Origin of the sequence: Maricaulis maris MCS10 (genome assembly GCF_000014745.1) — a bacterium.
Classification (GTDB): domain Bacteria; phylum Pseudomonadota; class Alphaproteobacteria; order Caulobacterales; family Maricaulaceae; genus Maricaulis; species Maricaulis maris_A.
Map to the genome: position 1 here is coordinate 755588 of NC_008347.1, position 25185 is coordinate 780772.

The 25185-nt window shown below is 62.7% G+C and carries 23 protein-coding genes; 13 read left to right on the forward strand and 10 right to left on the reverse strand.

Annotated features, from left to right (window positions below):
- Positions 1-110: 110 nt before the first annotated feature.
- The 7 genes from MMAR10_RS03425 (at position 111) to MMAR10_RS03455 (ending at position 7792) form a co-directional block, all read left to right on the forward strand.
- Positions 111-2897 (forward strand): chemotaxis protein CheW, encoded by a 2787-nt coding sequence (locus tag MMAR10_RS03425; RefSeq protein WP_011642598.1) that lies wholly within the window; start codon positions 111-113, stop codon positions 2895-2897.
- Positions 2894-3379 (forward strand): chemotaxis protein CheW, encoded by a 486-nt coding sequence (locus tag MMAR10_RS03430; protein ID WP_011642599.1) that lies wholly within the window; start codon positions 2894-2896, stop codon positions 3377-3379. The genes MMAR10_RS03425 and MMAR10_RS03430 overlap by 4 nt, the downstream gene beginning before the upstream one ends.
- Before the next feature lie 14 nt (positions 3380-3393).
- Positions 3394-3768 (forward strand): response regulator, encoded by a 375-nt coding sequence (locus MMAR10_RS03435; protein ID WP_011642600.1) that lies wholly within the window; start codon positions 3394-3396, stop codon positions 3766-3768.
- A gap of 11 nt (positions 3769-3779) precedes the next feature.
- The gene (locus MMAR10_RS03440) at positions 3780-4985 is read left to right on the forward strand and encodes a protein-glutamate methylesterase/protein-glutamine glutaminase (protein ID WP_011642601.1); all 1206 of its coding nucleotides are present in this window, start codon (positions 3780-3782) and stop codon (positions 4983-4985) included.
- A 2-nt stretch (positions 4986-4987) separates the two neighbouring features.
- Positions 4988-5824, forward strand: coding sequence for a CheR family methyltransferase (locus tag MMAR10_RS03445; RefSeq protein ID WP_011642602.1), 837 nt, complete (start codon positions 4988-4990; stop codon positions 5822-5824).
- A gap of 181 nt (positions 5825-6005) precedes the next feature.
- A complete protein-coding gene (locus MMAR10_RS03450; RefSeq protein WP_011642603.1) occupies positions 6006-6302 on the forward strand; it encodes a hypothetical protein in 297 nt (98 codons plus the stop codon).
- A 254-nt stretch (positions 6303-6556) separates the two neighbouring features.
- A complete protein-coding gene (locus MMAR10_RS03455) occupies positions 6557-7792 on the forward strand; it encodes a helix-turn-helix domain-containing protein (RefSeq protein WP_190273952.1) in 1236 nt (411 codons plus the stop codon).
- A gap of 47 nt (positions 7793-7839) precedes the next feature.
- Here MMAR10_RS03455 and MMAR10_RS03460 read toward each other — a convergent pair whose 3' ends face one another.
- Positions 7840-8367 carry a porin family protein gene (locus MMAR10_RS03460; protein WP_011642605.1) on the reverse strand — a complete coding sequence of 176 codons (528 nt, stop codon included), beginning with the start codon at positions 8365-8367 and terminating at the stop codon, positions 7840-7842.
- A gap of 309 nt (positions 8368-8676) precedes the next feature.
- On the opposite strand from MMAR10_RS03460, the gene MMAR10_RS03470 reads away from it, so the two are divergent.
- The 3 genes from MMAR10_RS03470 to MMAR10_RS03480 are packed head-to-tail and all read left to right on the forward strand — an operon-like array spanning position 8677 to position 10659.
- Positions 8677-8985, forward strand: a complete 309-nt coding sequence (locus MMAR10_RS03470; protein ID WP_011642606.1) for a hypothetical protein — start codon at positions 8677-8679, stop codon at positions 8983-8985.
- Positions 8976-9779: a hypothetical protein gene (locus MMAR10_RS03475; RefSeq protein ID WP_011642607.1), complete on the forward strand. Its 804-nt coding sequence runs from the start codon at positions 8976-8978 to the stop codon at positions 9777-9779. The genes MMAR10_RS03470 and MMAR10_RS03475 overlap by 10 nt, the downstream gene beginning before the upstream one ends.
- 46 nt (positions 9780-9825) lie before the next feature.
- Entirely contained in the window at positions 9826-10659 is an 834-nt protein-coding gene (locus MMAR10_RS03480; protein ID WP_011642608.1) for a dienelactone hydrolase family protein, read from the forward strand.
- Positions 10660-10741: 82 nt separating this feature from the next.
- Here the strand turns inward: MMAR10_RS03480 and ctrA are convergent, their stop codons facing one another.
- A complete protein-coding gene (gene ctrA, locus MMAR10_RS03485) occupies positions 10742-11437 on the reverse strand; it encodes a response regulator transcription factor CtrA (protein ID WP_011642609.1) in 696 nt (231 codons plus the stop codon).
- Between the two features lie 528 nt (positions 11438-11965).
- On the opposite strand from ctrA, the gene fliI reads away from it, so the two are divergent.
- Positions 11966-13309, forward strand: a complete 1344-nt coding sequence (gene fliI, locus MMAR10_RS03490) for a flagellar protein export ATPase FliI (protein ID WP_041637239.1) — start codon at positions 11966-11968, stop codon at positions 13307-13309.
- Positions 13306-13725, forward strand: coding sequence for a flagellar FliJ family protein (locus tag MMAR10_RS03495; protein WP_011642611.1), 420 nt, complete (start codon positions 13306-13308; stop codon positions 13723-13725). Before fliI ends, MMAR10_RS03495 begins: the two co-directional genes overlap by 4 nt.
- Positions 13726-13944: 219 nt before the next feature.
- On the opposite strand, the gene MMAR10_RS03500 is transcribed toward MMAR10_RS03495, so the two are convergent.
- On the reverse strand, positions 13945-16029 hold the full coding sequence (locus MMAR10_RS03500; protein WP_011642612.1) for a TonB-dependent receptor domain-containing protein: 2085 nt from the start codon (positions 16027-16029) through the stop codon (positions 13945-13947).
- A 129-nt stretch (positions 16030-16158) separates the two neighbouring features.
- On the opposite strand from MMAR10_RS03500, the gene MMAR10_RS03505 reads away from it, so the two are divergent.
- On the forward strand, positions 16159-17145 hold the full coding sequence (locus MMAR10_RS03505) for a DUF6607 family protein (protein ID WP_011642613.1): 987 nt from the start codon (positions 16159-16161) through the stop codon (positions 17143-17145).
- Positions 17146-17147: 2 nt separating this feature from the next.
- Here MMAR10_RS03505 and MMAR10_RS03510 read toward each other — a convergent pair whose 3' ends face one another.
- The 7 genes from MMAR10_RS03510 to MMAR10_RS03540 all read right to left on the reverse strand — a co-directional run bounded on the left by MMAR10_RS03510 (position 17148) and on the right by MMAR10_RS03540 (position 25157).
- A complete protein-coding gene (locus MMAR10_RS03510; RefSeq protein WP_190273953.1) occupies positions 17148-18143 on the reverse strand; it encodes a LysR family transcriptional regulator in 996 nt (331 codons plus the stop codon).
- Between the two features lie 37 nt (positions 18144-18180).
- A complete protein-coding gene (locus MMAR10_RS03515) occupies positions 18181-19398 on the reverse strand; it encodes a hypothetical protein (RefSeq protein ID WP_233353863.1) in 1218 nt (405 codons plus the stop codon).
- Between the two features lie 128 nt (positions 19399-19526).
- The gene (locus MMAR10_RS03520) at positions 19527-20387 is read right to left on the reverse strand and encodes an outer membrane lipoprotein-sorting protein (protein WP_233353864.1); all 861 of its coding nucleotides are present in this window, start codon (positions 20385-20387) and stop codon (positions 19527-19529) included.
- Complete coding sequence (locus MMAR10_RS03525; protein WP_041636746.1) at positions 20356-22734, reverse strand: efflux RND transporter permease subunit; 2379 nt, start codon at positions 22732-22734, stop codon at positions 20356-20358. Before MMAR10_RS03525 ends, MMAR10_RS03520 begins: the two co-directional genes overlap by 32 nt.
- Positions 22735-23019: 285 nt before the next feature.
- The gene (locus MMAR10_RS03530; protein WP_011642618.1) at positions 23020-23340 is read right to left on the reverse strand and encodes a hypothetical protein; all 321 of its coding nucleotides are present in this window, start codon (positions 23338-23340) and stop codon (positions 23020-23022) included.
- A 24-nt stretch (positions 23341-23364) separates the two neighbouring features.
- A complete protein-coding gene (locus tag MMAR10_RS03535) occupies positions 23365-24165 on the reverse strand; it encodes an AAA family ATPase (RefSeq protein ID WP_011642619.1) in 801 nt (266 codons plus the stop codon).
- Positions 24165-25157 (reverse strand): GTP-binding signal recognition particle, encoded by a 993-nt coding sequence (locus MMAR10_RS03540; RefSeq protein WP_011642620.1) that lies wholly within the window; start codon positions 25155-25157, stop codon positions 24165-24167. Before MMAR10_RS03540 ends, MMAR10_RS03535 begins: the two co-directional genes overlap by 1 nt.
- Positions 25158-25185: the final 28 nt, after the last annotated feature.

Here is a 25185-nt window from a genome sequence, read left to right on the forward strand (position 1 = left end):
CAACCTCATATCGTATGAGCAGTTTGGCGGGCCTGATCCGACGGGAGCCAAGAGTCCGTTAACCAAGCCCTGTCAGGTTACTGTGAAATCAGAACCGTACGGGGCCTGCAATGGACGATCTTATCAGCGAATTCTTGATGGAAACGGCGGAAAGCCTCGACGTCATCGATTCTGAACTGGTGCGCTTCGAGAACAACCCGGAAGACCGGGCGATCCTCGATAATATTTTCCGCCTGCTGCACACGATCAAGGGAACCTGTGGTTTCCTGGGCCTGCCGCGCCTGGAGGCCGTCGCCCACGCCGGCGAGACCTTGCTTGGCAAGTTCCGCGACGGTGAGCTGAGTGTGACACCGCCGATGGTGACCCTGGTTCTGCAGGCGATTGACCAGATCAAGGTGGTTCTGGATTCCCTTGAACAATCCGGTGTCGAGCCGGCCGGCGATGACGCCGAACTGATTGCCCGCCTGGAAGATGCCGCGATGGGGCGCCTGGCCGAGCAACCGGCCGAGGAAGCCCAGCAGCAGCCCGAAAACTGGGACAGTGACCTGGGTCGCGAGCTGCGTCCGGGCGAAGTTTCACTGGCTGATCTGGAAGCGGCGTTCAATGGCGCCGAGGCCGAAGTCGAGACGGGCGCCGAGCCGTCTGCCGCCGACGCAGCGCCTGCTCCGGTCGAACATATCGGCGTGGGTGAATTTGATCCCGATCTCGGCCGCGAGCTGCGCCCGGGCGAAGTGTCGGCTGCCGAGCTTGAAGCGGCATTTGCCGATGCCGAAGCCGATCCGGCTGTTGCACCGCCGGCAGTCGCCGAGGTCATCACCAAGGATATGAGCCGCGAAGAAGCCCTGCAGACCGCGATGGCGGAACTCAAGGGTGCCGACGAGCAGGTTGCTGGCGAGGGCGGTGTGAAGGTCATGGCGACGGTCCGCGTCGGCGTCGACGTGCTTGAAGCGCTGATGACGACGGTGTCTGAACTCGTTCTGACCCGGAACCAGCTGATGCAGACCGTGCGCGGTCTGGAAGATGATGATCTCAAGGGGCCGCTGCAGCGCCTGTCAGCAGTGACCGGTGAGTTGCAGGACGGTGTCATGAAGACCCGCATGCAGCCGATCGGCGATGCCTGGCGCAAACTGCCGCGGATCATCCGCGACGTCTCCACGGATCTGGGCAAGAAGATCGAACTGGTGATGGACGGCAACGAGACCGAACTCGACCGTCAGGTTCTTGAACTGATCAAGGATCCGCTCACCCACATGGTCCGCAACTCGGCGGATCACGGCCTGGAAATGCCGGCCGACCGCCTCAAGGCGGGCAAGTCGGAAAAGGGCACGATCAAGCTCTCTGCCTATCATGAGGGCGGCCATATCATCATTGCCATCTCTGATGATGGCATGGGCCTCAACACGGCGCGCATTGGCGAGAAGGCCCTGGAAAAGGGTCTGACCACGCATGACGAGCTGGAGCGGATGACGGATCAGCAGATCCATCGCTTCATCTTCGCGCCGGGTTTCTCGACTGCCGAGAAAGTCACAAACCTGTCTGGCCGCGGTGTCGGCATGGATGTGGTGCGCACCAATATCGAGCAGATCGGCGGCGTCATCGATGTGACGTCCACGGCCGGCAAGGGCTCACATTTCTCGATCAAGATCCCGCTCACCCTGGCCATCGTGTCGGCGCTGATCGTCGGTTGCGACGAACAGCGTTTCGCCATTCCGCAGCTCGCCGTCCGCGAGTTGGTCCGGGTCGGTGCCGGGTCGGAGCATACGGTTGAAAACCTCAACGGTGCCCGTGTCATGCGACTGCGTGACCGGCTCATGCCGCTGGTTGACCTGCACGACGTGCTGGGCGTCGGCGAAGCCTATAACGGAAACAAGGACGAGACCGGTTTCGTGGTCGTCCTCGATGCCGGTGGCCGCAATGTCGGCCTGGTCGTCGACAACGTCCTGGACACCGAGGAAATCGTCGTCAAGCCGCTGTCGGACTCCCTGCGCGGCGTCCACGCCTATTCCGGCGCCACCATCCTGGGCGATGGCTCGGTCATCATGATCCTCGATCCCAATGGCCTGGCCGGCGAAATCGTCACGGCCATGGAAGAAGATGCTTCCGAGGGTGTCGGGTCCGCGAAAGCTGCTGAAATGGCCAATACCCAACGACTGCTCCTGGTCCGCGCCGGTGGCGCCGAACCGAAAGCCGTTCCGCTGGCCCTGGTCACGCGTCTGGAAGAGTTCGATCCGAGCACGATCGAGAGCACCAATGGTCGCCTCGTGGTGCAGTATCGTGGTCGCCTGATGCCTATCGTCCCGATCGGTTCGGAAATCCGCACCGTCGAAGGCCAGCGCCAGCCGGTGCTGGTGTTTGCCGAGAACCACACTTCGATCGGCCTCGCTGTCGACGAGATCGTCGATGTTGTCGAAGAGCGTGTCGATCTGCAGATGTCGTCCGACAAGCCTGGTGTCATCGGCTCGGCCATCATCAAGGGCAAGGCGACCGATGTGGTCGACATTGCCTGGTATCTCGATCAGTCGCGCGCCGGCAATATCCAGCGCCGGTCCAGCAATCGCCGTCGCCGCATCCTGCTGGTCGATGCCGACGCCTTCGCGCGCCGGATGATCGCACCGCTGCTGGCAGCTGCCGGATATGACGTCACGCCGACCGGCGGCATGCACGAAGTGCTCGCCATCGCCGAAGCCGGCGAGAAATTCGATGCCATGGTGGGTGATCCCAGTGCGCTGTCACGCATTAGACAGGAAGGCCTGTGGCCTGACCTGCCGACCCTGGCCGTAACCGATTGGCCGGAAGATGCCCAGGCTGAAGGCCTGACGGCCGTGCTGCCGAGATCTGACCGTGGCGCCCTGATCGCCGCGCTCGACTCGGTGTCTCAAGAGGAGAAGGTGGCATGACCACGCATCACAGTGACAATTCCGAGCTGAGTGCCGAGTCCATGAATGAATATGTGTCGGTCCGCATTGGCGACCAGCTGTTCGGGGCCCCGGTCGATGCGATCCGTGAGGTTTTCGCGCCGCAGTCGGTCACCTCGGTCCCGCTCGCGCCGAGCGAAGTGGCCGGACTGTTGAACCTGCGGGGCCGTATCGTGACCGCAATCGATGCCCGTCGTCGCCTCGGATTGCCGCCGCGGGAAGCCGATGATGCGGGAATGGCACTTGGTGTCGAGCGTGGTAGCGAAATTTTTGGACTTATCGTGGACAGTGTCGGTGAGGTGCTTCGTCGACCGAGGGCGGAGCTGGAACCGGTGCCCGCTCATGTCGATCCGACCTGGCGTTCGATGGTCAAGGGTGTGCACCGCCTGGAAAAAGAATTGCTCGCAGTTCTGGATGTCTCGGCCGTAATCGGATCGGCCGGCGCCAGCAAAGAAGCTGCCTAGCGGAGGGTGTTGGGATGAAAACTTGTCTGATCGTAGACGACTCCCGGGTGATCCGGAAAGTCGCCCGGAAAATTCTCGAAGAGCTCGACTTCGAATGCGTTGAAGCCGGTGACGGGTCGGAAGCCCTGGAAGCCTGCCGCAAACAGATGCCGGATGCCATCCTGCTGGATTGGAACATGCCGGTCATGAACGGGCTCGATTTCGTCAAGGCGCTGCGGCGTGAGGAAACCGGGGACCAGCCGGTCGTCGTGTTCTGCACTACCGAAAATGACATGGCTCACATCACCGAGGCCCTGCGGGCCGGTGCTGACGAGTACGTCATGAAGCCCTTTGATGGCGACATCATCGAGTCCAAATTCCAGCAAACGGGTTTGCTGCGCGCCTCTTGAGGGAGCTTCCCATGACGGAACTCGCCCCCAAGGCGTCTCCCGCCCACTCTATAGCCCGGGTCCTGGTGATCGATGACTCGGCTGTCGCCCGCGGTCTCATGACGCGCTGGGTGGAAGAGGATTCCGATCTCACCCTCATCGGCTCGGCCGTTGACGGCGAGCAAGGCCTGAGGAAAGCCGAAGAGCTCAAGCCGGACCTGATCGTTCTCGACGTCGAAATGCCGAAGATGGACGGGCTGGCGGCGTTGCCGCTGCTGCTCAAGGCTGTGCCCGGTTGCAAGATCGTCATGGCCTCGACGCTGACCCGCCGCGGCGGTGAAGTGACGATCCGTGCCCTGTCGATGGGCGCGGCCGACTATGCCTCCAAGCCGCAGGCCGGACGCCTGGCTGGTGCCGAGGAGTTCCGCCGCGACCTGCTGTTGAAGCTGAAAGCCCTGGCTCCGCGCCCGATTCCGCCGGTGCCGACACAGCGAGACATGGCGCCATCTCCCGCACCAGCAACACCGGCTGCGCCGGGAGCACCGGTTGCCCGGTCGATCACGCCGCCACCGCCACCTTCCTCGTCTGCGCCTGCGAAGAAGGCCTTCGCGCCTGTGGCACAGCCGCCGCAGGGTCGCGGCACGCCGCGAAACACGGCCCGACCCGAGATCATCGCGATCGGCTCGTCGACCGGTGGACCGCAGGCCTTGCGTGATGTGATTGCCGCCTTTCCTGCCGACGTCCGTTCGCCGATCGTGATCGCCCAGCACATGCCGGCGCTGTTCACCAAGATCCTGGCCGAACACCTGACCAAGGCTGGCAAGCTGGTCTGCAAGGAAGCGGAAGACAATGAACGACTGAAGCCGGGCTGCGTCTATATCGCTCCGGGTGACTTCCACATGACCATCCGCAAGGACGCGGCCGGTTTCTATGCGGTGCTCGATCAGACGCCGCCGATCAACTTTTGCCGTCCGGCCGTTGACCCGCTGTTCCAGTCGGTGGCGGAAGTCACACGGGGTGCCGCCCTGGGCATCGTGCTGACCGGCATGGGCCATGATGGCCGCGAAGGCGCGCGCATGTTGCGCAGTGTCGGCGGCACCATCCTCGCCCAGGACGAGGCGACAAGCGTTGTCTGGGGCATGCCGGGAGCCGTCGCAGAAGCGGGCCTGGCCGATGAAATCCTGTCCCTCGCGGACATGGGGCCGGGCATTGTCCGGCGCGCGAAAGGTGGAAACTAAAAATGATAAAACACGACGACATCCTTTTCGTTGCCGCTGAAGCGTTCAAGCGTTCCGGCCTCGTACTTTCAGCCGACAAGGGCTATCTCCTCGAAAGCCGCCTGGCGCCATTGGCCCGGGCTGAGGGCTATCCCTCGATCGAAGCCCTGATCACCGCTGCACGCCGCGACAATACCGGCCGCCTCCTTTGGGCGATCACCGAAGCGCTGGCGACGCACGAGACGTTTTTCTTCCGCGACAACACGCCGTTCGACCTGTTCAAACAGGATGTGTTGCCGGTCCTTGCCCGTGCCCGCGGCAATAACGGCGCCATCCGCATTTGGTGCGCTGCCTGTTCGTCGGGGCAGGAGCCTTATTCACTGGCCATGTTGCTTGAGGAAGAGCGCGCCCGCCTCGGAAACCTGCGCGTCGAAATCGTGGCAACCGACATGGCGCCGCGCGTTCTCGAGAAGGCCAAGGCCGGTGTCTATTCGCAGTTCGAGGTCCAGCGCGGCCTTGCCGTACAGCGCCTGGTTCAGCATTTCGACCAGCAGGGCGAGCAGTGGCGCATCAAGTCGAACATTCGCTCGATGGTGACCTTCCAGAAACAAAACCTGCTGGAGAGCTTTGCCACGCTCGGCACGTTTGATCTGATCCTGTGCCGCAACGTGCTGATCTACTTTGACGCGGACACCAAGAAGAAGGTGCTCTCGCGCATCGCCACCCAGACGGCCCAGGACGGCTATCTGATCATGGGGGCTGCCGAAACCGTTGTCGGCCTGTCCGGTGACTTCTCGCCGGTCGAAGGTCGCCGTGGCCTCTATGGCCGCAAGGTCGCGGCCAAATCTGCCGCTGCCTGACCATCACGGGTCCGCACCGAGATTGAGAAAACCCCGCAGCGGTCGCTGCGGGGTTTTCTGTGCCGATGCCGACCGGCCCGTTCGGGCCGGTCGGCATCGGCCCCCTCATGACCAATCTTCCGCTCTCTTCAAGGACGCCGAGGCTTCGGCCTGACGCTCGAGCCGAGAGACGGGATGCTTCATGATTGACAGAATTCTTGCCGCAGCCGCAATCGCCCTCCCCATGACCGACCTGTCCGACCCGGCCCAGCTGGGGGAGATGCCGATCACCGTGATCACGGCGACCCGGCCATCCATGGGCGTTTCCTCGCAATTCCAGCAAGTTGGGATCGACGAACAACAGCGTTTTGCGGCGGCAGCCCGGAATGCGCGCTACTTGGAGGCTACACAGTCCCGCCACTACATCCAGCGCGACCAGCCGGATCTCGTCATTGACGAGATACTTGCCATGATCGAGCGGGCCAGGGGCGCGCCATAGCCGCCAAACCTGTTTTCCAGAAGTCGCACTGACCGCGAACCGGCCCACGCTCCCCCTTTGCGATCGGCTGGTGCGGCCCGAACGCCGCCGTTTGAAGGCCCCCCGCCTTCACAGACCGGAACCGGGTGTGCGACGGCCCCTCCGCCCGCGGTGCCAACCTGCGGCGGAGGGGCCAATTACCAGCATTGACCTTATTGGTATCGGACTCGAAGGTGGCCATGATGGATTGGGTTTCAGGTTTCCGGGATTATCCATTGGAACAGCTCAAATTGGCGCTTCTTACCGCCGGGTTCTCGCAATCGCTGCTCGTGGCCGTGATGCTGATTGCCTATGCGCGCAGCAAGGCGGAACCCCGCTTCTACCTGGGCGTCTTCGTCGGTCTTTACGGTTTGACATTCCTGGCCGAAATCACGTCCATGACAGGCGTCCTGGCAGCGGCGCCCGGCCTCGCCGTGCCGCTCATAGCCGCGCCGATGTTGCTGGGCCCGCTTCTTTATCTGTACATCACCAAAGTCGTTAATCGCGAGGGTGTTCTTTCGGCCCCGGTCAACCGGCAACACTTCATTGCGCCCGCTATCGGGGCGGCTTTCACGTCGGGACTGTTTTTTGTGCCACCCGACGCGTTTGGCAGCTTCATCACTCAGGACGTGGAGCCCACCACCCCGGTTGACCTGCTAATCGTGTTGATGCTGGCCGTTGTCTTGCTGGTCACCTTCATCATCACCTTGATCTACATCATCAAGGGGTATGCGCTTCTGAACAGGAGCGCGGCCAGCATTCGCGACGAGTTTTCCAATCTGGATCGCAAGCGATTGAGATGGCTGAAAGTGTCGTTGATCAACATCTCGCTGCTGTGGGTGGTGACGATGGCGGCTGACTGGACCGACTGGTCGGAGGCATCGGCCGGCTTCATCGCGCTGAGCGTTTGGGAATTGCTGAGCTTCTATGTGATGGCGATCCTCGGACTGCGTCAGGGCGTCATTTTCGGACCTCAACCCTCGCCGCCCGCGCCTGTAGCGCCTGTGCCGCCGGTTGGGGCCCCGCACGAACCCGATTCCGGTCCGGCCCCCTCGGTTGGCCGGCATGAGGTGGAGCAGAAATATTCCAAATCCGGCCTGACCCAGCGGGATATGGATCGCATCGCCGCAAAGATCCGGCAGGCTGTCCATACCGACGGCATTTATCGCAACAGTGATCTGTCACTGACCCAGTTGTCGAAGTGCATCGGTGTCCAGGCGCCCTATGTGTCCCAGACACTGACCCAGCAGATCGGCAGTACGTTCTACGACTTTATCGCCCAGGCCCGTGTCCGCGCGGCGATGGACATGCTGGCAGATCCCGGCAATTCGGAGTCTGTGCTGTCGATTGCCCTGGCGGTTGGTTTCAATACCAAGTCGACCTTCAATTCTGCGTTCAAACGCGTGAGTGGTACGACCCCGACGGAATGGCGGCGAAGTCTCGGTGGGCACCGCAACTCCGCCGCCGGCTGACATCCGCTCGCCAAAGGGGCTAGGCGAGGGCGTACAGAGTCTGCCTGCTAGAATCGGCGAACGTAGGAAATACCCCAGCTCGACGCATCGTCCCGATCGTCGAAATTGGTCCGTGAGTATTCGAGCCGGACGCCGTGCGCATCGTTGAAGAAGAAATCAGCGCCGGCGCCAAGGGCCAGGCCTGAATCATTGCCGGACGGACCGGCTGTGGCCTTGAAATTGGCGATGTCATAGCCGACGCGGGCGAACATGGAGAGGTGTTCGGACACCGGAAACTCGCCGGCGACCGACACGCCATATCCGTAGCGGAAACGGGCCCGTGGCTCGACGGACGAGCAATCCGCGCCGACCGGGCAATCAATCCCCGAGGATCCGCTCAGACCCGACACCGCATTGGCCTCGACGCGGATGAAGTCAGTGAGGTTGTAGCCCAGCCGACTATTGAGGGAGTGGGCGTTGAATTCGTCAAATTGTTGGTAGGCATAGCCCTCGGAGAGGGTGAAGCGCGAGTCTTGCGCATGGGCATTTGCTGAGAAAGCGGCGACCAGAGCCGTTGTCAGGATCAGATGTTTCATTGTTTTTCCCGAAACTGGATTTGAACACGGATTTGCAAACGGGCGGCCTCGACCTTGACGCAGTATTGTTTGAGCGCCTGGTCGCCCGGGGGGGGCGGCCACCCATTGGACTCCCAGCCGGATGTGAGCGGGGAGAAACCGTTGCTCAGACCCGGCTGATGCGCCTTGGTAGCGGTGCCTGCCGGTCGTGACGTCCGAGCCATCCGGGCCGGACTGTCGGCGCTGTCAGCGAGGGCCAAGCCGTTCGGCTCGGACGCCGTAACCAGCCCGGGGTGACAAGGTCCGCTCACGATCAAAACCGGAGCCCCCATGCCCATACAAATCAAAGCAATCATCCGCTCGGCCGGGATCTGGCCGGCCATTCTCGCCACCGGACTTCTCGTGAGCAGCTGCACGACGTCCGAGCCGCTCACCTCCCCGAACGGTCTCCCGGGCTTCTCGATCGACTGTTCGGGCAGTCGCTGGAGTGGCTGTTATGAAGAGGCGAGCCAACTGTGCCCGCAGGGCTATATCGTGATCGACCGCGTCGGCGACACGGACACGATGATTTCTGAAACCGATGGCGATTGGGATCTCCAGACCATCGTCAGCCGCGAACTGATGATCGAATGTCGGTAGTCGCAAAGCCCGCCGATCACCGCCGTTCGAAAACACGGCCGTCTTCGAAGCCATGGGCAGGCCTTGCCGCCATCGTGGCGCTGTGGTCCGCCTTTCACGGTTTGGCCCTGGCGGAACAGGATGCCTGGCCTGCACCACTTGCAACAGCTTTTGCGTCTGCCGTTGAGACTGAAGCCGACCGTCGCGAGAACTGGCGGTTTCTGGCCGATGCCTACACGGTCGATGGTCCCCTGGCCCTGCGTTTCGATGGCGAGCACCTGGATGTCGAAAACGGTTGGAGTCTTGTCAGCCCATCCATGGACGGGCTGACCGCTGCCCAACGGACGGCCTATGCCGAGATTATCTCGCCTGATGAGGATGAGGACGACGCCGGCGGCCTGTTCCTGGCCACGGATGCAGCGGAACTGATCGGCGGTGAGGTCCGTTTGCTGGCGGAAACCGACACCGCGCTAACCTACACATTCACACCCTATCTGGGGCCGGAAGAGATGGACGTCGCCATTGCCCGGAACCTGATCGGACAAGTGTCGGTTCGGCGCGACGGGTCCGGTCTGGCCAGCATCCGCTTGCATGCGCCGGAGCGATTCCGCCCGCACCTCGTCGTCCGTATCGACTCCTTTGATCTCGTCATGGAATTCCAACGCCTGGATGGTCTGGCGGCGCCCGTCCTGAGGCGCCTGTCGAGTCGGATCGAAGGGAGCGCGGCGTTCCAGGACCTCGATGAGGTGACCGAGATGACATTCAGCGAGGTCGAGTATCTCGGCGACACCGGCCGTGTATCGGCCAATGACTAGACGATCCTTGCAGCCCTGTGCTGACGGGCGGCGAGAGGGGTAAAGCATGCGCGTTTTCGATCGCTCTGGCCGCCCGGACCCGGCCTTGCCTTTGGCTATCTGCGCTATGGTGTCGGTGATCTCCATGGTCTTGCCTGGCTCGACCCGGGCCAAACCGCCGGAGGGGTTCGACATTTCGGATTTCCTCCGGATTGTCCCGACGCAGGCCCGCGCACCAGCGGGCACCGTCTATATCCTGCCCGGTTCGTCAGGTTTCGAGATCTTTGGAGATACCGGACACTACCGCCGGGCCGCCGGCGATTGGGGGCGGCGTTGCTATGATGTCGTGATGCTCGACTATCGCGCGGCCTACATCGCCGCCGGGCGGCCCCGGGTCGGTGAGACCGGCCACAGGATTGCCTGGGCAGCTGAGCAGGCGCGGACCTATGTCGACGGGTTGGGGCTGTTGGCAGGTCACACCAATCTTCTGGCGGCCTGGTCGGTGGGCGGTGAAGGGATCTGGGCCTTGAGTGAGCAAGGCGAAGGCGTCAACGACTGGGATGCTGCGATCCTCTTTTATCCGTCCAATCAGGATGATTTGAACATTGCACCCGCATTCCCGTCGCTGGCGATGGTCGGCATGCTGGACGATGTGACACCGCCGCGGGAGATTTCCACCGCCGCAGCATCAAACAGCTTTCTCGACGTGGTTGTTTTCGAGGATGCCCGTCACGGGTTCGACATCGCCAGCCTCGAGGAAAGCAGGACCGTCCGCCTGTTTCCCTTCATCGGACCCAGCGCAACCTTCCAGTACGATGCCCGTGCGGCCCTGTCGGCAGTTGAGGAAATCGACCACTTCCTCGAACGCCAATCCTTGCCAAGCTGCACGGCAGCCCCCTGATCCGGCCGGATCCGGCTATCGCGCAAGCAAAAAGGCCCGGGCGGGCAGCCCGGGCCTTTTCAAATCACAACAGAGACCGGGGTCAGGCTGACGCCTTCTCCTCAACCGGGTCACGCAGCACATAGCCGCGACCCCAGACCGTCTCGATATGGTGTTCGCCATGGGTGGCTGCCGCGAGCTTCTTGCGAAGCTTGCAGATGAAGACGTCGATGATCTTCAGCTCGGGCTCGTCCATGCCGCCATATAGATGGTTCAGGAACATTTCCTTGGTGAGCGTCGTTCCCTTGCGCAGGGAGAGCAGCTCGAGCATCTGGTATTCCTTGCCCGTCAGGTGCACGCGCTGGCCTTCGACCTCAACCGTCTTGGCATCGAGGTTCACGCCGATCGAGCCGGTCTTGATGATCGACTGGGAATGACCCTTTGAGCGACGCACGATCGCGTGGATGCGGGCGACCATCTCGTCCTTGTGGAAGGGCTTGGTCATGTAATCGTCGGCGCCACAGCCGAGACCACGCACCTTGTTGTCGATGTCGGCATTGCCGGTGAGGATCAGGATCGGGGTGTCGACCTTGGCCACGCGCAATGTCTTCAGGACGTCAAAGCCCGGCATGTCCGGCAGGTTCAGGTCGAGCAGGATGATGTCGTAATCATACAGCTTGCCCAGATCCACGCCTTCTTCGCCGAGGTCGGTTGTGTAGATGTTGAAGCCTTCTGACTTCAGCATCAATTCGATGGACTGGGACGTTGCCCGATCGTCCTCAATAAGAAGAACCCGCATATGGTTCGCCTCCGGTTTTTGCTACGCGGGGCGAATCACCTTCGCCCGGCCTCATCTCGTGATTAACCTTATTTGGACGCTAGGCGGAAACCCTTAACGAAAGTTAACTGCGTCTTGACCGAATTTCGGAATCGCAGATTTTCGAAACGTGTCGGGTTACGCTTGATTCGGATTTCACGTTAACCATTCAAGGGTTAACGGGAGGCTTCCGAGGCGGGTCGTCAGAAATTTCATCAAATTGATCAAATATGCGCAGCATAAAGTATTCCTGATGCAGCTCCGTAATTCCCTGCAATTGCGACCAAATCGGGACAATCATGGGCGCATTGACCGCACTTGAGTTATCCACAACCTAATTCAACACACAGAGGACTCCGGATTGGAATCGGAGTCCTGCGCAGACAGAATCGGGTGACCGGGCAGGCTGCAATTACTGCCGGGTGTTTACGCCGGGGCAAGGCGCGGACGATATAGTGTGGAAGAAGTGGCTTTTCAGTCACGCATGAAAAAGGCGGGTTGACCCGTATGATGCAATCCCTGATCGACCGCGTCGGGCGACTGGATGACCGGGTCCTGGAGGGCCGGGTGACCGCGCTCAACGGCCTTCTGGTCGAGGCAGAGGGACCCAAGGCAGGCCTGTCGCTGGGCGCCCATGCGAAAATCGAGACCGGTAATGGCATCGCCGAATGCGAAGTCGTCGGCTTTCGCGGCGAGACCGCCCTGATGATGCCGTTCGGACCGCTGGAAGGCATCCGCCCGGGCGCTCGGGCCCTGTTGCAGCCGGAAGCGGCCCGTGTCCGCCCGAGCCGGGCCTGGCTGGGCCGTGTGCTCGATGGCTTTGGCCGACCGCTCGATGACGGGGTGCCGCTCACCGAAGGGGGGACGCCCTATCCGCTCAAGGGCAATCCACCCAGCGCCCATGCTCGCGCCCGTCTGGGCGAGCGCATGGATATGGGGGTGCGGGTCCTCAACAGTTTTGTTCCCATGCGCCGCGGACAGCGGCTGGGCATCTTCGCGGGTTCCGGCGTCGGCAAGTCGGTGCTGATGTCGATGCTGGCCCGCGCCTGCGATGCCGACGTCATTGTCATCGGCCTGATCGGCGAACGGGGCCGGGAGGCCCGCGAATTCGTCGACGACGTACTCGGCCCGGAAGGTCGCAAGCGTTCGGTCGTGATCACCGAGACCTCCGATGCACCGGCCCTGGCCCGGCGGCAGGCGGCGCACCTGACACTGACCGCTGCAGAATACTTCCGCGATCAGGGTCTCGACGTGCTGTGCCTGATGGACAGTGTCACCCGTTTTGCCCTTGCCCAGCGCGAAATCGGCCTCGCTGCCGGCGAACCACCGACCACGCGCGGTTATACGCCATCGGTATTTGCTGAATTGCCACGGCTACTTGAGCGCGCCGGACCGGGTCCGCAGCGCAAGGACGGCAAAAAATCAGGGTCCATTACCGGTCTTTTCACTGTTTTGGTGGATGGTGATGATCATAACGAACCCATAGCCGATGCCGTACGCGGCATCCTGGATGGACATGTGGTCATGAGCCGAGCCATTGCTGAACGGGGGCGCTACCCCGCCATCGACGTTCTCAAGTCGGTCAGCCGGACCGCGCCTGAAGTCTATGACGCAGCCGAGCGGCCCCTGGTCGCGGAAGCGCGCAAGCATTTGTCGGCCTATGCCGACATGGAAGAATTGATCCGTCTGGGTGCCTATACCCAGGGATCCAATCCGGCAGTGGATCGGGCGATAGAGCTCAATGAACCGCTGGAAGCGTTCCTCGGGCAGTCAAAAGATGATGCGGCGGACATTCCGTCGACATTCACGATGCTGTCGGAGATTTTGGGTGGTGGTGAAGGAGGGCGGCAATGACACGCTCACATGAACCCTTGATCCGGCTGGCCCGGTTCAAGGTCGAAGAATTGCAAAAGCAGATGGCCGAGCTGGACCGCTCGCGCGCCGCGCTGATCGGACAGATCGAGCGTCTCGAGGCCTCCGTGCCCGAGGAACAGGCCGCGGCCGCCCAGTCCAAGGAGGGCTATGTCGCCTACGGCTCCTATGCCCAGGCGGTGATCAAGCGGAAGGAAAACATCCGCGTCTCGCTCGATGAGGTCGATGTCCAGGCCAATGCCCTGCGTGACCGGTTGTCGGAAGCCTTCACAGATCTCAAGAAATACGAGCTCCTGGAAGAACGACGTCTGGCCCGGATCGAACAATCCGTGCGCGCTGCCGAACAGGACGAGCTCGACGAGATCGCCCAGATCAGGCACGGGCGCGCGTCGCACTGACCGCGCGAATTCTGTGACAACAAAAAGGCCCCGGACCAGCTGGTTCGGGGCCTTTTGTGTTTGGGGGTGGGGCTCCGTGTAACTAATTGTCATCCCTGTCGGATGTCCGGCGAAAGCCGGACGCAGGACAGGGACCTACATGCCTGCAACCAGCTAGGTCCCTGACTTTCGCCCGGCCTGCGCCGGGCGTCCATCTGGGATGACAAGGAGAGGCGCTGATCAGAAGTTCTGAGACCAGCTCACATCAAGGCGCACCGAGCGGCCCGGTTCACTGACACCGGCAAAGACGCGGTCATAGTCGTGGTCGAACAGGTTTTCGACGCCGGCATTGATCCGCAAGCCGCTATCGGCGATGGGCTGCCAGCGGGCATAGGCGTCGGCGACAATGTATCCGGGCCGGTGTTCGCTGGTTGCGAGTGGTTCGTCATACTCGCCGGCGGCCTCGATGCGGCCACCGAGGGTCAGGCGGGTCTCGTCGAAACGCCAGCGGCCATCGAGGAAAAGACGGGTCGGAGCGAGCGAGCCGAGCGGATCGCCGGTGGCGACGTCCTTGCCGTCAATGCCTGTGAGTGAGGCGTCCAGCGAGAATGGGCCTTCGGCGAGGCCAAGCTGGATTTCATAGCCTTCCAGCTCCGCCGCGCCGACATTGCGGCTCTGCGTCGTGCCGGCCGAGCAGGGGGCGAAGAAGGGCGGTGCGAAACAGGTCGGGTCGAAGGCGAAATCGACGAACAGGTCGATCAGGTTTTCCGCATCGGTCTGGTACCAGGACGCGCTCATGTCGAGCCGGTCCAGATCGACCCGGTCGGAGAGGTCGATACGGACGCCGATCTCCAGTGTCTCGGTTTCCTCCGGCAGCAGGTCCGGATTGGCGATAAACTCGTTCGAGATGAAGGTCGGCGGCCCGAGGATGATGTGCGGCAGCGAGAAGTGCGTGCCGTCCAGATAAAGCTCGTTGATCGACGGTGCCCGGAAAGCCTCGCCCCAGCTGACGAAGACATTGAGGTCATTGATCGGCGCATAGGTCGCGGCGAGACGGCTGGACGTGGCGTCATTGGAGACGGTCGCCGTGGTCGGGGTTGAGGTCTCGAAGCTGTCCTGGCGCACGCCCGGAAGCAGGATCAGCCGGCCTGGCAAACCCAGCGGAGCCGGTCCGTCCAGCTCCAGCTGCATCCAGCCGGCAGTGAACCGGCTGGCCGCATCGGGTGCACCGCCGCGCACGCCGCTCGTGTCGGCGCTGTCATAGCCGTCTTGCGTATCCTCATAATATTCACCGCCCATTGTCAGGCCGGCATCAAAGGCACCGAGAGTGAAGTCAAACCGTTGGTCGAGACGGATGCCATTGGTTTCCAGATCGCGACGCAGTTCGCGGCCGGTGCCGGTCTCGGTCTCATCGACGCCGGTTTCGTTGCGATAAACGGTGACATCGAGATCGAGCCAGCTGATCGTGGACGGGGCGATGGTGGTGTTGAGGGTGATCGCGTCGGAGGTAATGTCCTTGTCGACGAGGGCGTTGAAGGCCCCGACCGCGCCGGCGCCTTGGCCGTTATTGGGTTCGATGGCGCTGCCCTCGAAGGTCTGCCAGCTCAGCTCGGCCCGGATACCATCAGCGAGATCGGCGCCCAGCTTGAACAGGCCGGAAATGCTCTCATCATCGGCGGGCAGGTCATTGCCCGAACCCAGCGCGATATCACCGGAGCGGCGCGAGGAGATCGAGGCGAGGACGTCGAACTGGCCGGTGCGGCCATACAGGCTGACCGAGCCGCGCTGCTCCTCATCCACCGAGCGGTAGCCGGCACCGAGGCCATAGCCCCAGCTCTCGCCATTACCCAGAAGGTCATCGGCGCTGGCGGTGCGGAAGGCGATGACGCCGCCCGAGGCGCCGGAACCGAACAGGGCCGAGGCCGGCCCGCGCACGGCTTCGACTCCGACCAGCAGGGCCGGATCGACGAAGAAGACACCGTCATGGGCCGAGCCGAAATTCTGGCGGGCACCATCCAGCAGGAGGGTGGTGTTCTCGCGACCCTGACCGCGCAGGGAGATCGTCTGGCCGGTACGGCGCGGGCCGCCGGACACGTCGACGCCCGGAAGCTGGCGCAGAAGGTCATCCAGATCGGAGGGGCGGGACAGGTCGAGGGCCTCGGCATCAACCGTGGCCGTGGCGCCTGGATAAACAAAGCGGTCCAGCTCGGTATAGGTGGTCTCGACGATGATCACGTCTTCGGACGTCTCTTCGCTGGCGGTCTGGGCGAAGGCCGGGGTGGCAAGGGCGAACAGGGCCGTCGAGGCCAGAAATACGCGTTTCATGATGTGTCCTAATTGCGAATGAATTGCATTACCTGTGTTCTGCCGCTTGATTTCTGCGAATGCAAGTGAGAATCTAACTCAACAACACGTCAATTTCTTCCGGGTTATTCCAATTCCACCGAGGGGCTCATGAAACTCGCTTATCTCGCCGTCGCCGCGCTGACACTGGCCGGTTGTGCCACCACTTCGACCGAAACGGCGACCGCACCGGTCGCACCGGTCACCGTTCATTCCGCCGAAGCCTATGAGCGTGACCGGCAGGCGATCCTCGCCATGCAGGGCGAGTACGCTGTCACGTTCGACTTCCGGGAAATGGTTCCGATTGCCGAGGGTTACGAGCTGGCAGAACCGAAGCTCACCCCGGCCCGCGAAGTGGTTGTCGTGGTCAAGGACACGGGCGATTTCATCATGCTGCAGCACTTGCTGATCGCGGGTGAGGGCGACAATCCCTTCATCGTCAAGCATTGGCGCCAGGACTGGCGCTATGAGCCGGCCACCGTGCTGGCTTTCCGGGGATTTGATGACTGGACCGTCGAGGACGTTGCCGCAGCTGATCGCGCCGGTGCCTGGTCCCAGACGGTCTATCAGGTCGACGACAGCCCGCGCTATGCGGCGGTCGCGCCCTGGACCCATGACGCTGATGGCAATGCAACCTGGGAACCGCCGGTCTCCTGGCGTCCGCTGCCGCGCCGCGACGACACCACGCGCGACGACTATGACGTCATCGCCGCCGTCAACCGCCACACGGTCACGTCCTGGGGCTGGATCCACGAGCAGGACAATTCCAAGCTGGCACTGGAAGACGGTGTCGCCCATGAGCTGGTCCGCGAAGTCGGCGTCAACACCTATCGCAATACCGATCTGTCCAACGGCCAGGCAGCGCTGGACTACTGGGACGCCACGCACGAATACTGGGCCCTGGTCCGCGCCCGCTTTGAAGCGCTGGAAACTGACGGCACACGCCGTTTCCACATCGAGGATGATGCCGAGGGCACGCTGCTCTATGGCCCGGTCCTGGAAGCCGGTCAGCGCGTCCTCTTCGGTCTGAGCGATGCGGAAACTGCGTTCGAGGATGCGGCGACCTATCTGGACAGCCAGATCACCATCATCGAATAGGGTCAGGCCCGATCAACGAAACCGAATGGCGACGGCTGGCTGGCCGTCGCCATTTTTGTTGCGGCGGGTGTGTCAAAAGGCAGGGTGACCGGTTCCAGGACCTCGCAGAACTCGATGATCGCATCGCGCATCCAGCGCATGGCACCATCCAGTTCGAAGCGGCGATTCCAGTAGACCGCGACCGGGGCTTTTTCGATCTGGAAGGGAATGGGATAGACGGCGAAACCGCCTTCCTCGACCATCCTGGCCGCCATGCGGGAAGGGACCGAGGCCACCAGGTCGGTCGTTTTTACCAGATGCGCGACGGTAGTCATGTGCTGGGTGGTGATCGCGACGCGGCGGCGATAACCCAGTCTGGCCAAGACTTCATCCACGGGGGACTCGGAGTCGCCGCGCTGCGAGAAATTGACGTGCGACAGGCTGGCGAAGGTTGCAATGTCCGGCGCCTCCCTGACCAGCGGATGACCGGCCCGGGTCGCGAAGACGTGTCGTTCGTGCAGGACAGGGCGAACGCCGAAGCGCTTAGCGGCGGGAAATTCCATGTGCATCATGAAATCCAGCTCGCCGGCATCAAGCAGGTCCATGCCCTCTTCAATATCAACCGAGCGAAGACGCAGATCGATCATCGGTGCATGCTCGGCCATATAGGCGAGCAGGTCCGGCAGCACGAAGAGGTCAAAATAATCGGCGCATCCGATATGAAATTCCCGCCGACACTGCTTGGCATCGAAGGCCGGGCCACTGTCCAGAGCCTGTTCGATATGGCGCAGGGCCTCGCGGACATCCTTGATGATCTCGCTGCAGCGTTCGGTCGGTTCAATGCCGCGTGGTGCCCGCAGGAAAAGCTGGTCGCCGAATGCAAGGCGCAGGCGCGAGAGGGCGTTCGAGACGGTCGGTTGCGACACGTTCAATCGCCGCGCGGCCCGGGTCACATTGCGTTCGTGCCAGAGCGCGTCGAACGTGATCAACAGGTTCAGGTCGACATGTTTGAGGCTCATCAGGCTCATCCTTTTCGCACGCTCCAACCGGTCCGGCTCAGAAATGCCGGGTGATCCGAAGGGAGACGGCATTATCGTCCTGCACGGCGGCCAGAGCGTCGGCGGGGTCGATATTGGCGGTGAAACGCCCCTCGATTTCCACGAAGATATGGGTGCCCAGGCGCCGTTCTGCTTCAATCAGGACTGCGCTTGATCCATTTTCCACGTCGATGATCGCGCCACCGAGCAGGGAGGTGTCATTCATGTCATTGAAAGCAAAGCGACCTCCCAGAAAGACATCATTATCGAAGGCGGTCGGCGGCGCGACCGATGGATCATTGTCGCGGCCATCGGAATGGTATTCGACCAGCAGGCCGAGATCGGCACCGGACGCGGTGACGCCATAGAAGGTGTATTCCAGCCCGCCGGTGAAGGCGGCAAAGGTATCGCCCTGTCCTTCGCGCACAATGGCCTCGCCCTTCCACAGCCAGGCGCCACGGGTCAGCTGCACATCGGCCGAGAGCTGGGAAATGATGGTGTAGACCGGCCGCAGGCTTTGCCCGTCGGTGGAGGGCACGAAAAAGGGTTCGCGGCTGGTACCGTGAAAGGCCGCCAGTCCGAGATCCCAATCGCCGAGATAGTGGCTCCAGCGGGCAGCGAAATCGACATGGCGTTCCTCGTCGGCATGTTCGTAGAGCGGGGCATCCGTGTCGACGATGAGCGGGCCGCGCAGCCGGCCCTCGATGCCGGGGAAGGTGCGTTCGCGAAAGCCGGGCAGGAGATAGGCTTCCAGCCGTCCCCATCCGGTCTGCCGGGTCAGGCGGATGGCCGGCTGGCCCAGCTTGTCCTCGCCATCGCTGTCTTCGACCCCGTCGGTCTGGTTGATGATGTCGACCAGATGTCGGGACTCGGTGACGCCCCAGAACACCTTGATCAAACCGGCCTCGACAGTCAGCTCGTCGCCGACAAAGCGGTAAAAGCCTTCGCGCAAATCGGCATGGCTGCGCGCATCATCGACGGCGTCGATTCGTGCCCATGGAACCAGGACGAACTGGTGTCGGCGATCGGCGCTGCGCCAGCGAAAATCGCCCTCCAGGATGATGGATGTCTGAACACCGTCCTCTTGGGCGGCGAAGGCCGGATCGTCGGAGAAAATGCGCGCTTCGGCGCCGATCGAGCCGCCGGCATCCCAGCCCTGGGACAGGGCGGTGGAAGCGCCGAAGATCACGGCCGCCAGGACGAGCAGGGGCATGATCAGGGATTTCAGGGTACGCATCAGGGACCTCATGATTGGCCTCGTCGGAAACAAGCCGCCGCGGCTGCACGGCCGGGGGAGATGTGCAACCGCGGCGGACGGCAGCCCGGCCTCCGTCGGGCAGGAGCGGATGCCGGGCTACCGAGGGGCTAGTACTGGCGTTCAAGCACGCCGCGCACGAAGTCGTTGTCGGTCAGCCCGACCCCGAACTCGAAGTCGCCATAGACAAGATCGGTGGACTTGCCGGTCTGGTGATTGGTCATGACCAGGCGGTGGGCGCGCCAGATCCCGTCGCCATATTCACGGTAATCGCCCAGATCGAGCGTCTTGAGGTGATCGCCGCGACGGTCGAAGAATTCGATGCGCCGGACCTGGTGGATGGTCTGGTCGATATAGGAGACCTGGCGTGAATAGCCGGAGTTCTCGTAGCGGGGAAAACGCTCGACCACGTCCGTGGGCAGGGTTTCGCCACCCACTGTGATCGCTTCGGTGGTCAGGTAGTTGTGCTCATACTTGTTGAGTTCGACCGCCGTGAAATCCTCGAAGGCAAATTCCGAGCCCACGAAGGGGCCGGACTTGTTGGCCGAGGAGATGCGGCGCACCCGGGCGAGGGCCGGCAGGTAGAGCCATTGATCGTCCGGCTCCAGGATGTGGGCGTGCGACAAGAGGGCGGTGCCCTCGACATCAGCCGGGGTGTGGAAGACCACCACTGACTTGTCGCCAACCGTATTGTCAGCTCGTTCCAGGGTCTGGAAGCTCAGCTGGCGCGAGGTTTCCTGACCGGCCGCATTGCGCAGCGTCATGGTCGCCTCGACCCGGCTGTCGCCGAAGCCATTGTCGGAATTGTCCGAACGGATGGCGATGTCATAGCCGCGGCGCTCGCTGTCCGTGTCGATCCATGCCGGCAGCTCGGCCTCCTGGGCGAAGGCAGGCACCGGGCCGGCCAGGGCGAGCAGGCTCGCCATGGCCAGCAGCGATTTACTGAGCGGGTTGGTAGCTTTGGTCTTCATCACGGTTTTCTCCGGATTGCGTTTTGCGGGAGGTGAGCTTGTTGAGCTCGACGAGGAGGGCCGGCAGGAGCAGGAAATCGAGCACCAGGGCGAAGACGATCGCCAGGGCGGTCAGAAGACCCATGTCGGCATTGAGTTTGAAGGTTGAGAGGGCAAGCACGGCGAAGCCGGCGGCCAGGATGATGGTGTTGATCACGATCGCCATGCCGACGGTCTCGAAGGCATAGCGAATGGCGCCGGCGGTATCGGCGCCGCGCTCGACGCGGGCCCGGCGGTATTTGGTCAGGAAGTGGACCGTGTCATCGACGACAATGCCGAGCGAGACCGCACCCACCGCAGCGACCGAGAAACCGACCGTGCCGACCAGCAGGGCCCAGACCCCGAAAGTGGTCAGGATGGGCAGTGTGTTCGGGATCAGGCTCAAGGCGCCGAGACGCAGGGAGCGCAGGGCCAGGATCATGACCAGGCCGATGGCCAGCACGGCGATGATATTGCCCGAGATCATCGAGTTCACATTGCGCTCGGCGACATAGGCGAACATCACCTGGGCGCCGGTGGCCGATGTGTGCATGTAGTCCGGCGTGTTGTCCGCCAGCCAGGCCTCTGCCGCGTCGAGAAAGGCTTTCGTCTCCTCGGTCGTGACATTGTCCAGTGTGACGGTCAGGCGCGAGGCCGACTTGTCGATATTGATGCGGTCATTGAGATCGAGGCCATAGGGCAATGAGAGCTCGTAGAGCAGCAGGTATTGCGCCGCCAGACCGCGATCATCCGGCAGGGTGTAATAGTCCGGATCATCGCCATGCAGGTTGCGATTGAGGCGCCGCATGATGTCGGTGACCGAATAGACATGGGTCACATTGTCCTGCGAGCGGGCCCAGGCCGCGAAGGCATCGAGATTCTGCAGGTATTCCGGCTCGGCGATCCCGCCCGAGCTTTGCGCCGGCACAGAGAACTCGATCGGGTAGAGACCGAAATCCTGCAGGGCCAGGTCATTGTCGCGCCGCACTTCCAGCGAGGTGTCGAAATAATTCACCCACTGGTCGTTGAAATCGATGGTCGGGATGAGCGCGATCAGGGCCGCACTGCCCGCAACGGTGGCGACCAGGACCGGGCGGCTGTTGCGGGTCACCCAACCAGCCAGCTGGCCCATGCGGGCGGTGGCGTCCTTGCCATCCGACTTGCGCGGCGACGCCTTCATGGGCAGCAGCGAGACGATGGCCGGCAGGAAGGTGATCGAGAGCAGCCAGGCGGCGATGATGCCGATGGCGGTCATGGTGCCCAGATGGCCGAAGGGCGGGGAGTCCGACAGGTTCAGCGCCATGAAGCCGATGACCGTGGTCAGCGAGGTGATCGAGACGGCGAGGAAATTGATCCGCACCGCATCGATGATGGCCTCACGCTTGGTCAGCCCGTCGCGCATACGCTGTCGCATCGACATCAGGACATGGATCGAGTCGGCGATGGCCAGGGTCAGGACAATGGTCGGGGCCGAGGCCGAGACCGGGGTCAGCCCGATGGCGAGGAAGCCGGCCGATCCCATCGCGACGATGGTCGAGAACAGGATCAGGAAAAGGGTTGCCAGCGTGCCGCTCCAGGAGCGGATGGCGATCATCATGATGACCAGCAGGACGAGATACATGAGCGGAATGAGCTTCGCCATGTCACCCATGCCGCTTTCCATGAAAGCATTGTTCATCATCGAAATGCCCGACAGGACGATGTCGATATCGGGATATTCCGCTTCGATCCGGTCACGCAGGGCGCGCACCACTGCCACCGATTCCGGCACTTCCATGGAGTGGAGTTCCGGGTATTGCAGCACGATATTGACCGCCGTGACGGCCCCGTCCGGTGTCACCAGCTGGTTGCGCAGCAGCGGTTCGTTGAGCGCGATGGCGCGGCGTTCCAAAAGATCACCGCGGTCCAGCGAGCGGGCGTCACGGACCAGGTCCTCGACGATCAGATTATCGCCCTCGGACCAGGTGTGCTGGAAATTGGTGAGGGAATCGACGCGGATGGCGTAGGGGACCTGCCAGCTGGCCTCGGTGATCTCCTCGACCACGGCCAGGGTGTCGGCGGAAAAGACATTGCCGTCTGCAGGACGCACCACAATCAACACATTGTCGTTCTTGGTGTAGGTCGCCTGGAAGGTCTCGAAGGCGGCAAGTTCGGGATTCTCGTCCGAGAAGAAGGCTCGGTAATTGGTGTCGAATGACAGGTTCGGCATGCCGGTGGCAAAGCCGAAGGTGGCGACAAGCGTGGCGAGGATTACCAGCCAGCGCCAGCGGATCATGGCCTCGGCGAGCGCCGTGGCAAACATGTCCGTGCGGTTTCTGATTGCGCCCATGACGGGTCCTTTCAGGCAATACGGATTGCAGCACCGGAAACGGGTTTCCGGCGGCATTCGGTGCGCAACCCCTTCGGGTGCGTCAGACTTCAGGTGTGGTCGGTATGGCCCGTGTCAGGGGCGTCGCGCGATCAGGGCGCGGTTGCGTATGTCATGTGAGTCCCTCCTTGCGGTCGCCAGACAGCGAACCGCGCCTAAAGTGGGGCATGGGGGCACATTCCGCCAATCGATGAGGCGAATATCGTTCATTCGGGAAATGAATACCGGGACGGGGAAGACCGTGTCCTAGCGCCCGTAGCGCCGTTTCGCCCAGAAAATTCCGCCGATGGTGATCAGGTAGATGACCAGGCGCATGATCACGACGATGCCGCCGCGCTCATCGAGGCGCGAGAAGGCGAAGTCGAAGGCGAAGTCGGGCGGGATGCCGGTCGACCAGCGGTAGAAGAAGGGGGCGCAGGCATCGAGCATGAAGGCGATCGAGGCAGCGGCCGGCCATTGCGGCCATTTGCGCATGATCAGGGCAGCAACCAGCGACAGGACAATGATCAACCACCAGTCAAACGGGGTGAAGCCGGCACTCAGGCGATCTGCGAGACTGTCATACATGTGTCGGTGCTCCCCAAAGCGCGGTCAGGCGGCCTGTTTACCACGTGCCAGCGAGCCGGCCAGGCTCTGTATATCCTTGGCCGCTTCGCATTGCGGTGCACGCAGCGACACGGCGGTCTGGGCCCGGATAGCGGCAGGCACGGTCGGATCCCGGCGGATGATGCCGGCGAGTGTCGGCGTGAAGCTCAAAAACGCCTCGCAGGTCTTGCGGAACGCTCCGAAGGCCTCGTTGGCGGCATTCATGTCGGGCGCATTATTGATCACCACGAGCGGCGAAGCGCCGTCATCGTGCAGGCGCAGCGTCTTGACGAAGGCATAGGCGTCGGTCAGCGAGGTCGGCTCGTCATTGAGCACGATCACCACATCATCGGCGGTCAGTGCGAGGCGGATTGTGGCTCGATCGGCACCGGCGGCCAGGTCGAGGATGGCGCGGTCATAGGACAGCGACAGGGCGGCGACACCGGTTGCCAGCTTGGTCAGGCCGGGGCCGGACAGATTGGCGAGGGCACCGGACCCGGAGCGGCCGGAAATAACGTCAAAACCGCCTTTTTGTGTGGCGCCGCCCATGGCCGGGCAGGTGGCGTCGGCGATGGCGATACGGCCATTGATGACGCTGGATATGTCGGAATTGGGCTGCAGCCCCAGCTGCACGTCGATATTGGCCATGCCCAGATCGCCATCCATCAGCAGGCAGCGTTCGCCCATCTGCGAGAAGGCCCGGGCCATGCCGATCGACAACATGGTCTTGCCGACGCCGCCCTTGCCCGAGGCGATGGCGAGGATGCGGCCGGCGGAGCGGTCCTGGGGCGCGGAGGCGATTTTCATCAGTCGTCTTCCTCGAACGGGGTGTTGCGGTCCTCGACAAGGACCCGCGCCATGCGCAGTGGGGTGGCCGGTGCCAGGCCGCCGCCGATGAAGGGGGTCGAGGAGATCTGGGCAAAGGCCAGTCCGGTTTCACCGACACCGAGAATGGCGCCAAGGCGGCGGGCACAGTCAAGCTTGACCGGAATGCAGCGGCTGGCGCCGATCGAGGCGAACAGCGAGGCGGCGTCCTCGGCATCTTCCGGCGTCAGGCCGGCGTCAAAGACATAGATGATCTCGGCATTGGCGCTGTCGGCAAACGCCAGGGTCATGTCCAGATCATCGAGTTCAAACGGATTGATCGCGGGACTGTCGATCAGGACTGGTCCGTCGATATCGTCGACCGCGTCGATCATTTCGCGCGGATCGTCGACGACGCGGAAACCGGCCCCCATGCGGCGGGCCAGTTCCTGCAGCCGGTCGGATGCGCCAGCGCGTTCGCCATCGCAGGAAATCAGGGTCGGGACGGCTCCCGCGGTTATGGCGCGGGCTGCGGTCTTGGCCAGCGCCGATGTCTTGCCGACCCCCGGCGTCCCGGCGAACAGAACAGCATGTTCCGGCACGGCGGGCAGAGGCTGGAAAGTGTAGCGGCTCTCGATGGCGTGGGCGAGACGGGCCACAGCCTGGCCGTCGGACAGGTCATGGGCCGAGCGGATCAGGGCCTGGGCGGCCGAACCCGGCGCGCGGTGGAAGCCGAGCGCCCGGATCACCCGGTCCAGCTCGTTGTCTTCGCGCAGGCCGCGTTCGATATCGGCTTCACCCGCCAGACGGACCGAGCGGTCGCGGACCTGTTCGGCCGGTTCGGTGACACGGGCCATGTCACTGGCCGCGCGCACCTGGACGCCACCGTCTGGCGCATCGCCGGTGGCGATAATGACGGCGTCGGGACCCATTTCACGGCGGACATCGGCCATGGCCTGGGTCAGGGACGGGGCTGCAAAGGTTTTAAGGTGCATGGGCTCGCATCATATCACAGGTCAAAAA

Coding starts and splice junctions, on each gene's coding strand:
- MMAR10_RS03525 (WP_041636746.1), bottom strand. CDS start 22,734: ATGGGCGCAATCAGAAACCGCACGGACATGTTTGCCACGGCGCTCGCC.
- ctrA (WP_011642609.1), bottom strand. CDS start 11,437: ATGCGGGTTCTTCTTATTGAGGACGATCGGGCAACGTCCCAGTCCATC.
- MMAR10_RS03495 (WP_011642611.1), top strand. CDS start 13,306: ATGACACGCTCACATGAACCCTTGATCCGGCTGGCCCGGTTCAAGGTC.
- MMAR10_RS03500 (WP_011642612.1), bottom strand. CDS start 16,029: ATGAAACGCGTATTTCTGGCCTCGACGGCCCTGTTCGCCCTTGCCACC.
- MMAR10_RS03505 (WP_011642613.1), top strand. CDS start 16,159: ATGAAACTCGCTTATCTCGCCGTCGCCGCGCTGACACTGGCCGGTTGT.
- MMAR10_RS03425 (WP_011642598.1), top strand. CDS start 111: ATGGACGATCTTATCAGCGAATTCTTGATGGAAACGGCGGAAAGCCTC.
- MMAR10_RS03510 (WP_190273953.1), bottom strand. CDS start 18,143: ATGAGCCTCAAACATGTCGACCTGAACCTGTTGATCACGTTCGACGCG.
- MMAR10_RS03540 (WP_011642620.1), bottom strand. CDS start 25,157: ATGCACCTTAAAACCTTTGCAGCCCCGTCCCTGACCCAGGCCATGGCC.
- MMAR10_RS03440 (WP_011642601.1), top strand. CDS start 3,780: ATGACGGAACTCGCCCCCAAGGCGTCTCCCGCCCACTCTATAGCCCGG.
- MMAR10_RS03470 (WP_011642606.1), top strand. CDS start 8,677: ATGCCCATACAAATCAAAGCAATCATCCGCTCGGCCGGGATCTGGCCG.
- MMAR10_RS03430 (WP_011642599.1), top strand. CDS start 2,894: ATGACCACGCATCACAGTGACAATTCCGAGCTGAGTGCCGAGTCCATG.
- MMAR10_RS03435 (WP_011642600.1), top strand. CDS start 3,394: ATGAAAACTTGTCTGATCGTAGACGACTCCCGGGTGATCCGGAAAGTC.
- MMAR10_RS03475 (WP_011642607.1), top strand. CDS start 8,976: ATGTCGGTAGTCGCAAAGCCCGCCGATCACCGCCGTTCGAAAACACGG.
- MMAR10_RS03460 (WP_011642605.1), bottom strand. CDS start 8,367: ATGAAACATCTGATCCTGACAACGGCTCTGGTCGCCGCTTTCTCAGCA.
- MMAR10_RS03445 (WP_011642602.1), top strand. CDS start 4,988: ATGATAAAACACGACGACATCCTTTTCGTTGCCGCTGAAGCGTTCAAG.
- MMAR10_RS03535 (WP_011642619.1), bottom strand. CDS start 24,165: ATGAAAATCGCCTCCGCGCCCCAGGACCGCTCCGCCGGCCGCATCCTC.
- MMAR10_RS03530 (WP_011642618.1), bottom strand. CDS start 23,340: ATGTATGACAGTCTCGCAGATCGCCTGAGTGCCGGCTTCACCCCGTTT.
- MMAR10_RS03480 (WP_011642608.1), top strand. CDS start 9,826: ATGCGCGTTTTCGATCGCTCTGGCCGCCCGGACCCGGCCTTGCCTTTG.
- fliI (WP_041637239.1), top strand. CDS start 11,966: ATGCAATCCCTGATCGACCGCGTCGGGCGACTGGATGACCGGGTCCTG.
- MMAR10_RS03520 (WP_233353864.1), bottom strand. CDS start 20,387: ATGAAGACCAAAGCTACCAACCCGCTCAGTAAATCGCTGCTGGCCATG.
- MMAR10_RS03450 (WP_011642603.1), top strand. CDS start 6,006: ATGATTGACAGAATTCTTGCCGCAGCCGCAATCGCCCTCCCCATGACC.
- MMAR10_RS03515 (WP_233353863.1), bottom strand. CDS start 19,398: ATGCGTACCCTGAAATCCCTGATCATGCCCCTGCTCGTCCTGGCGGCC.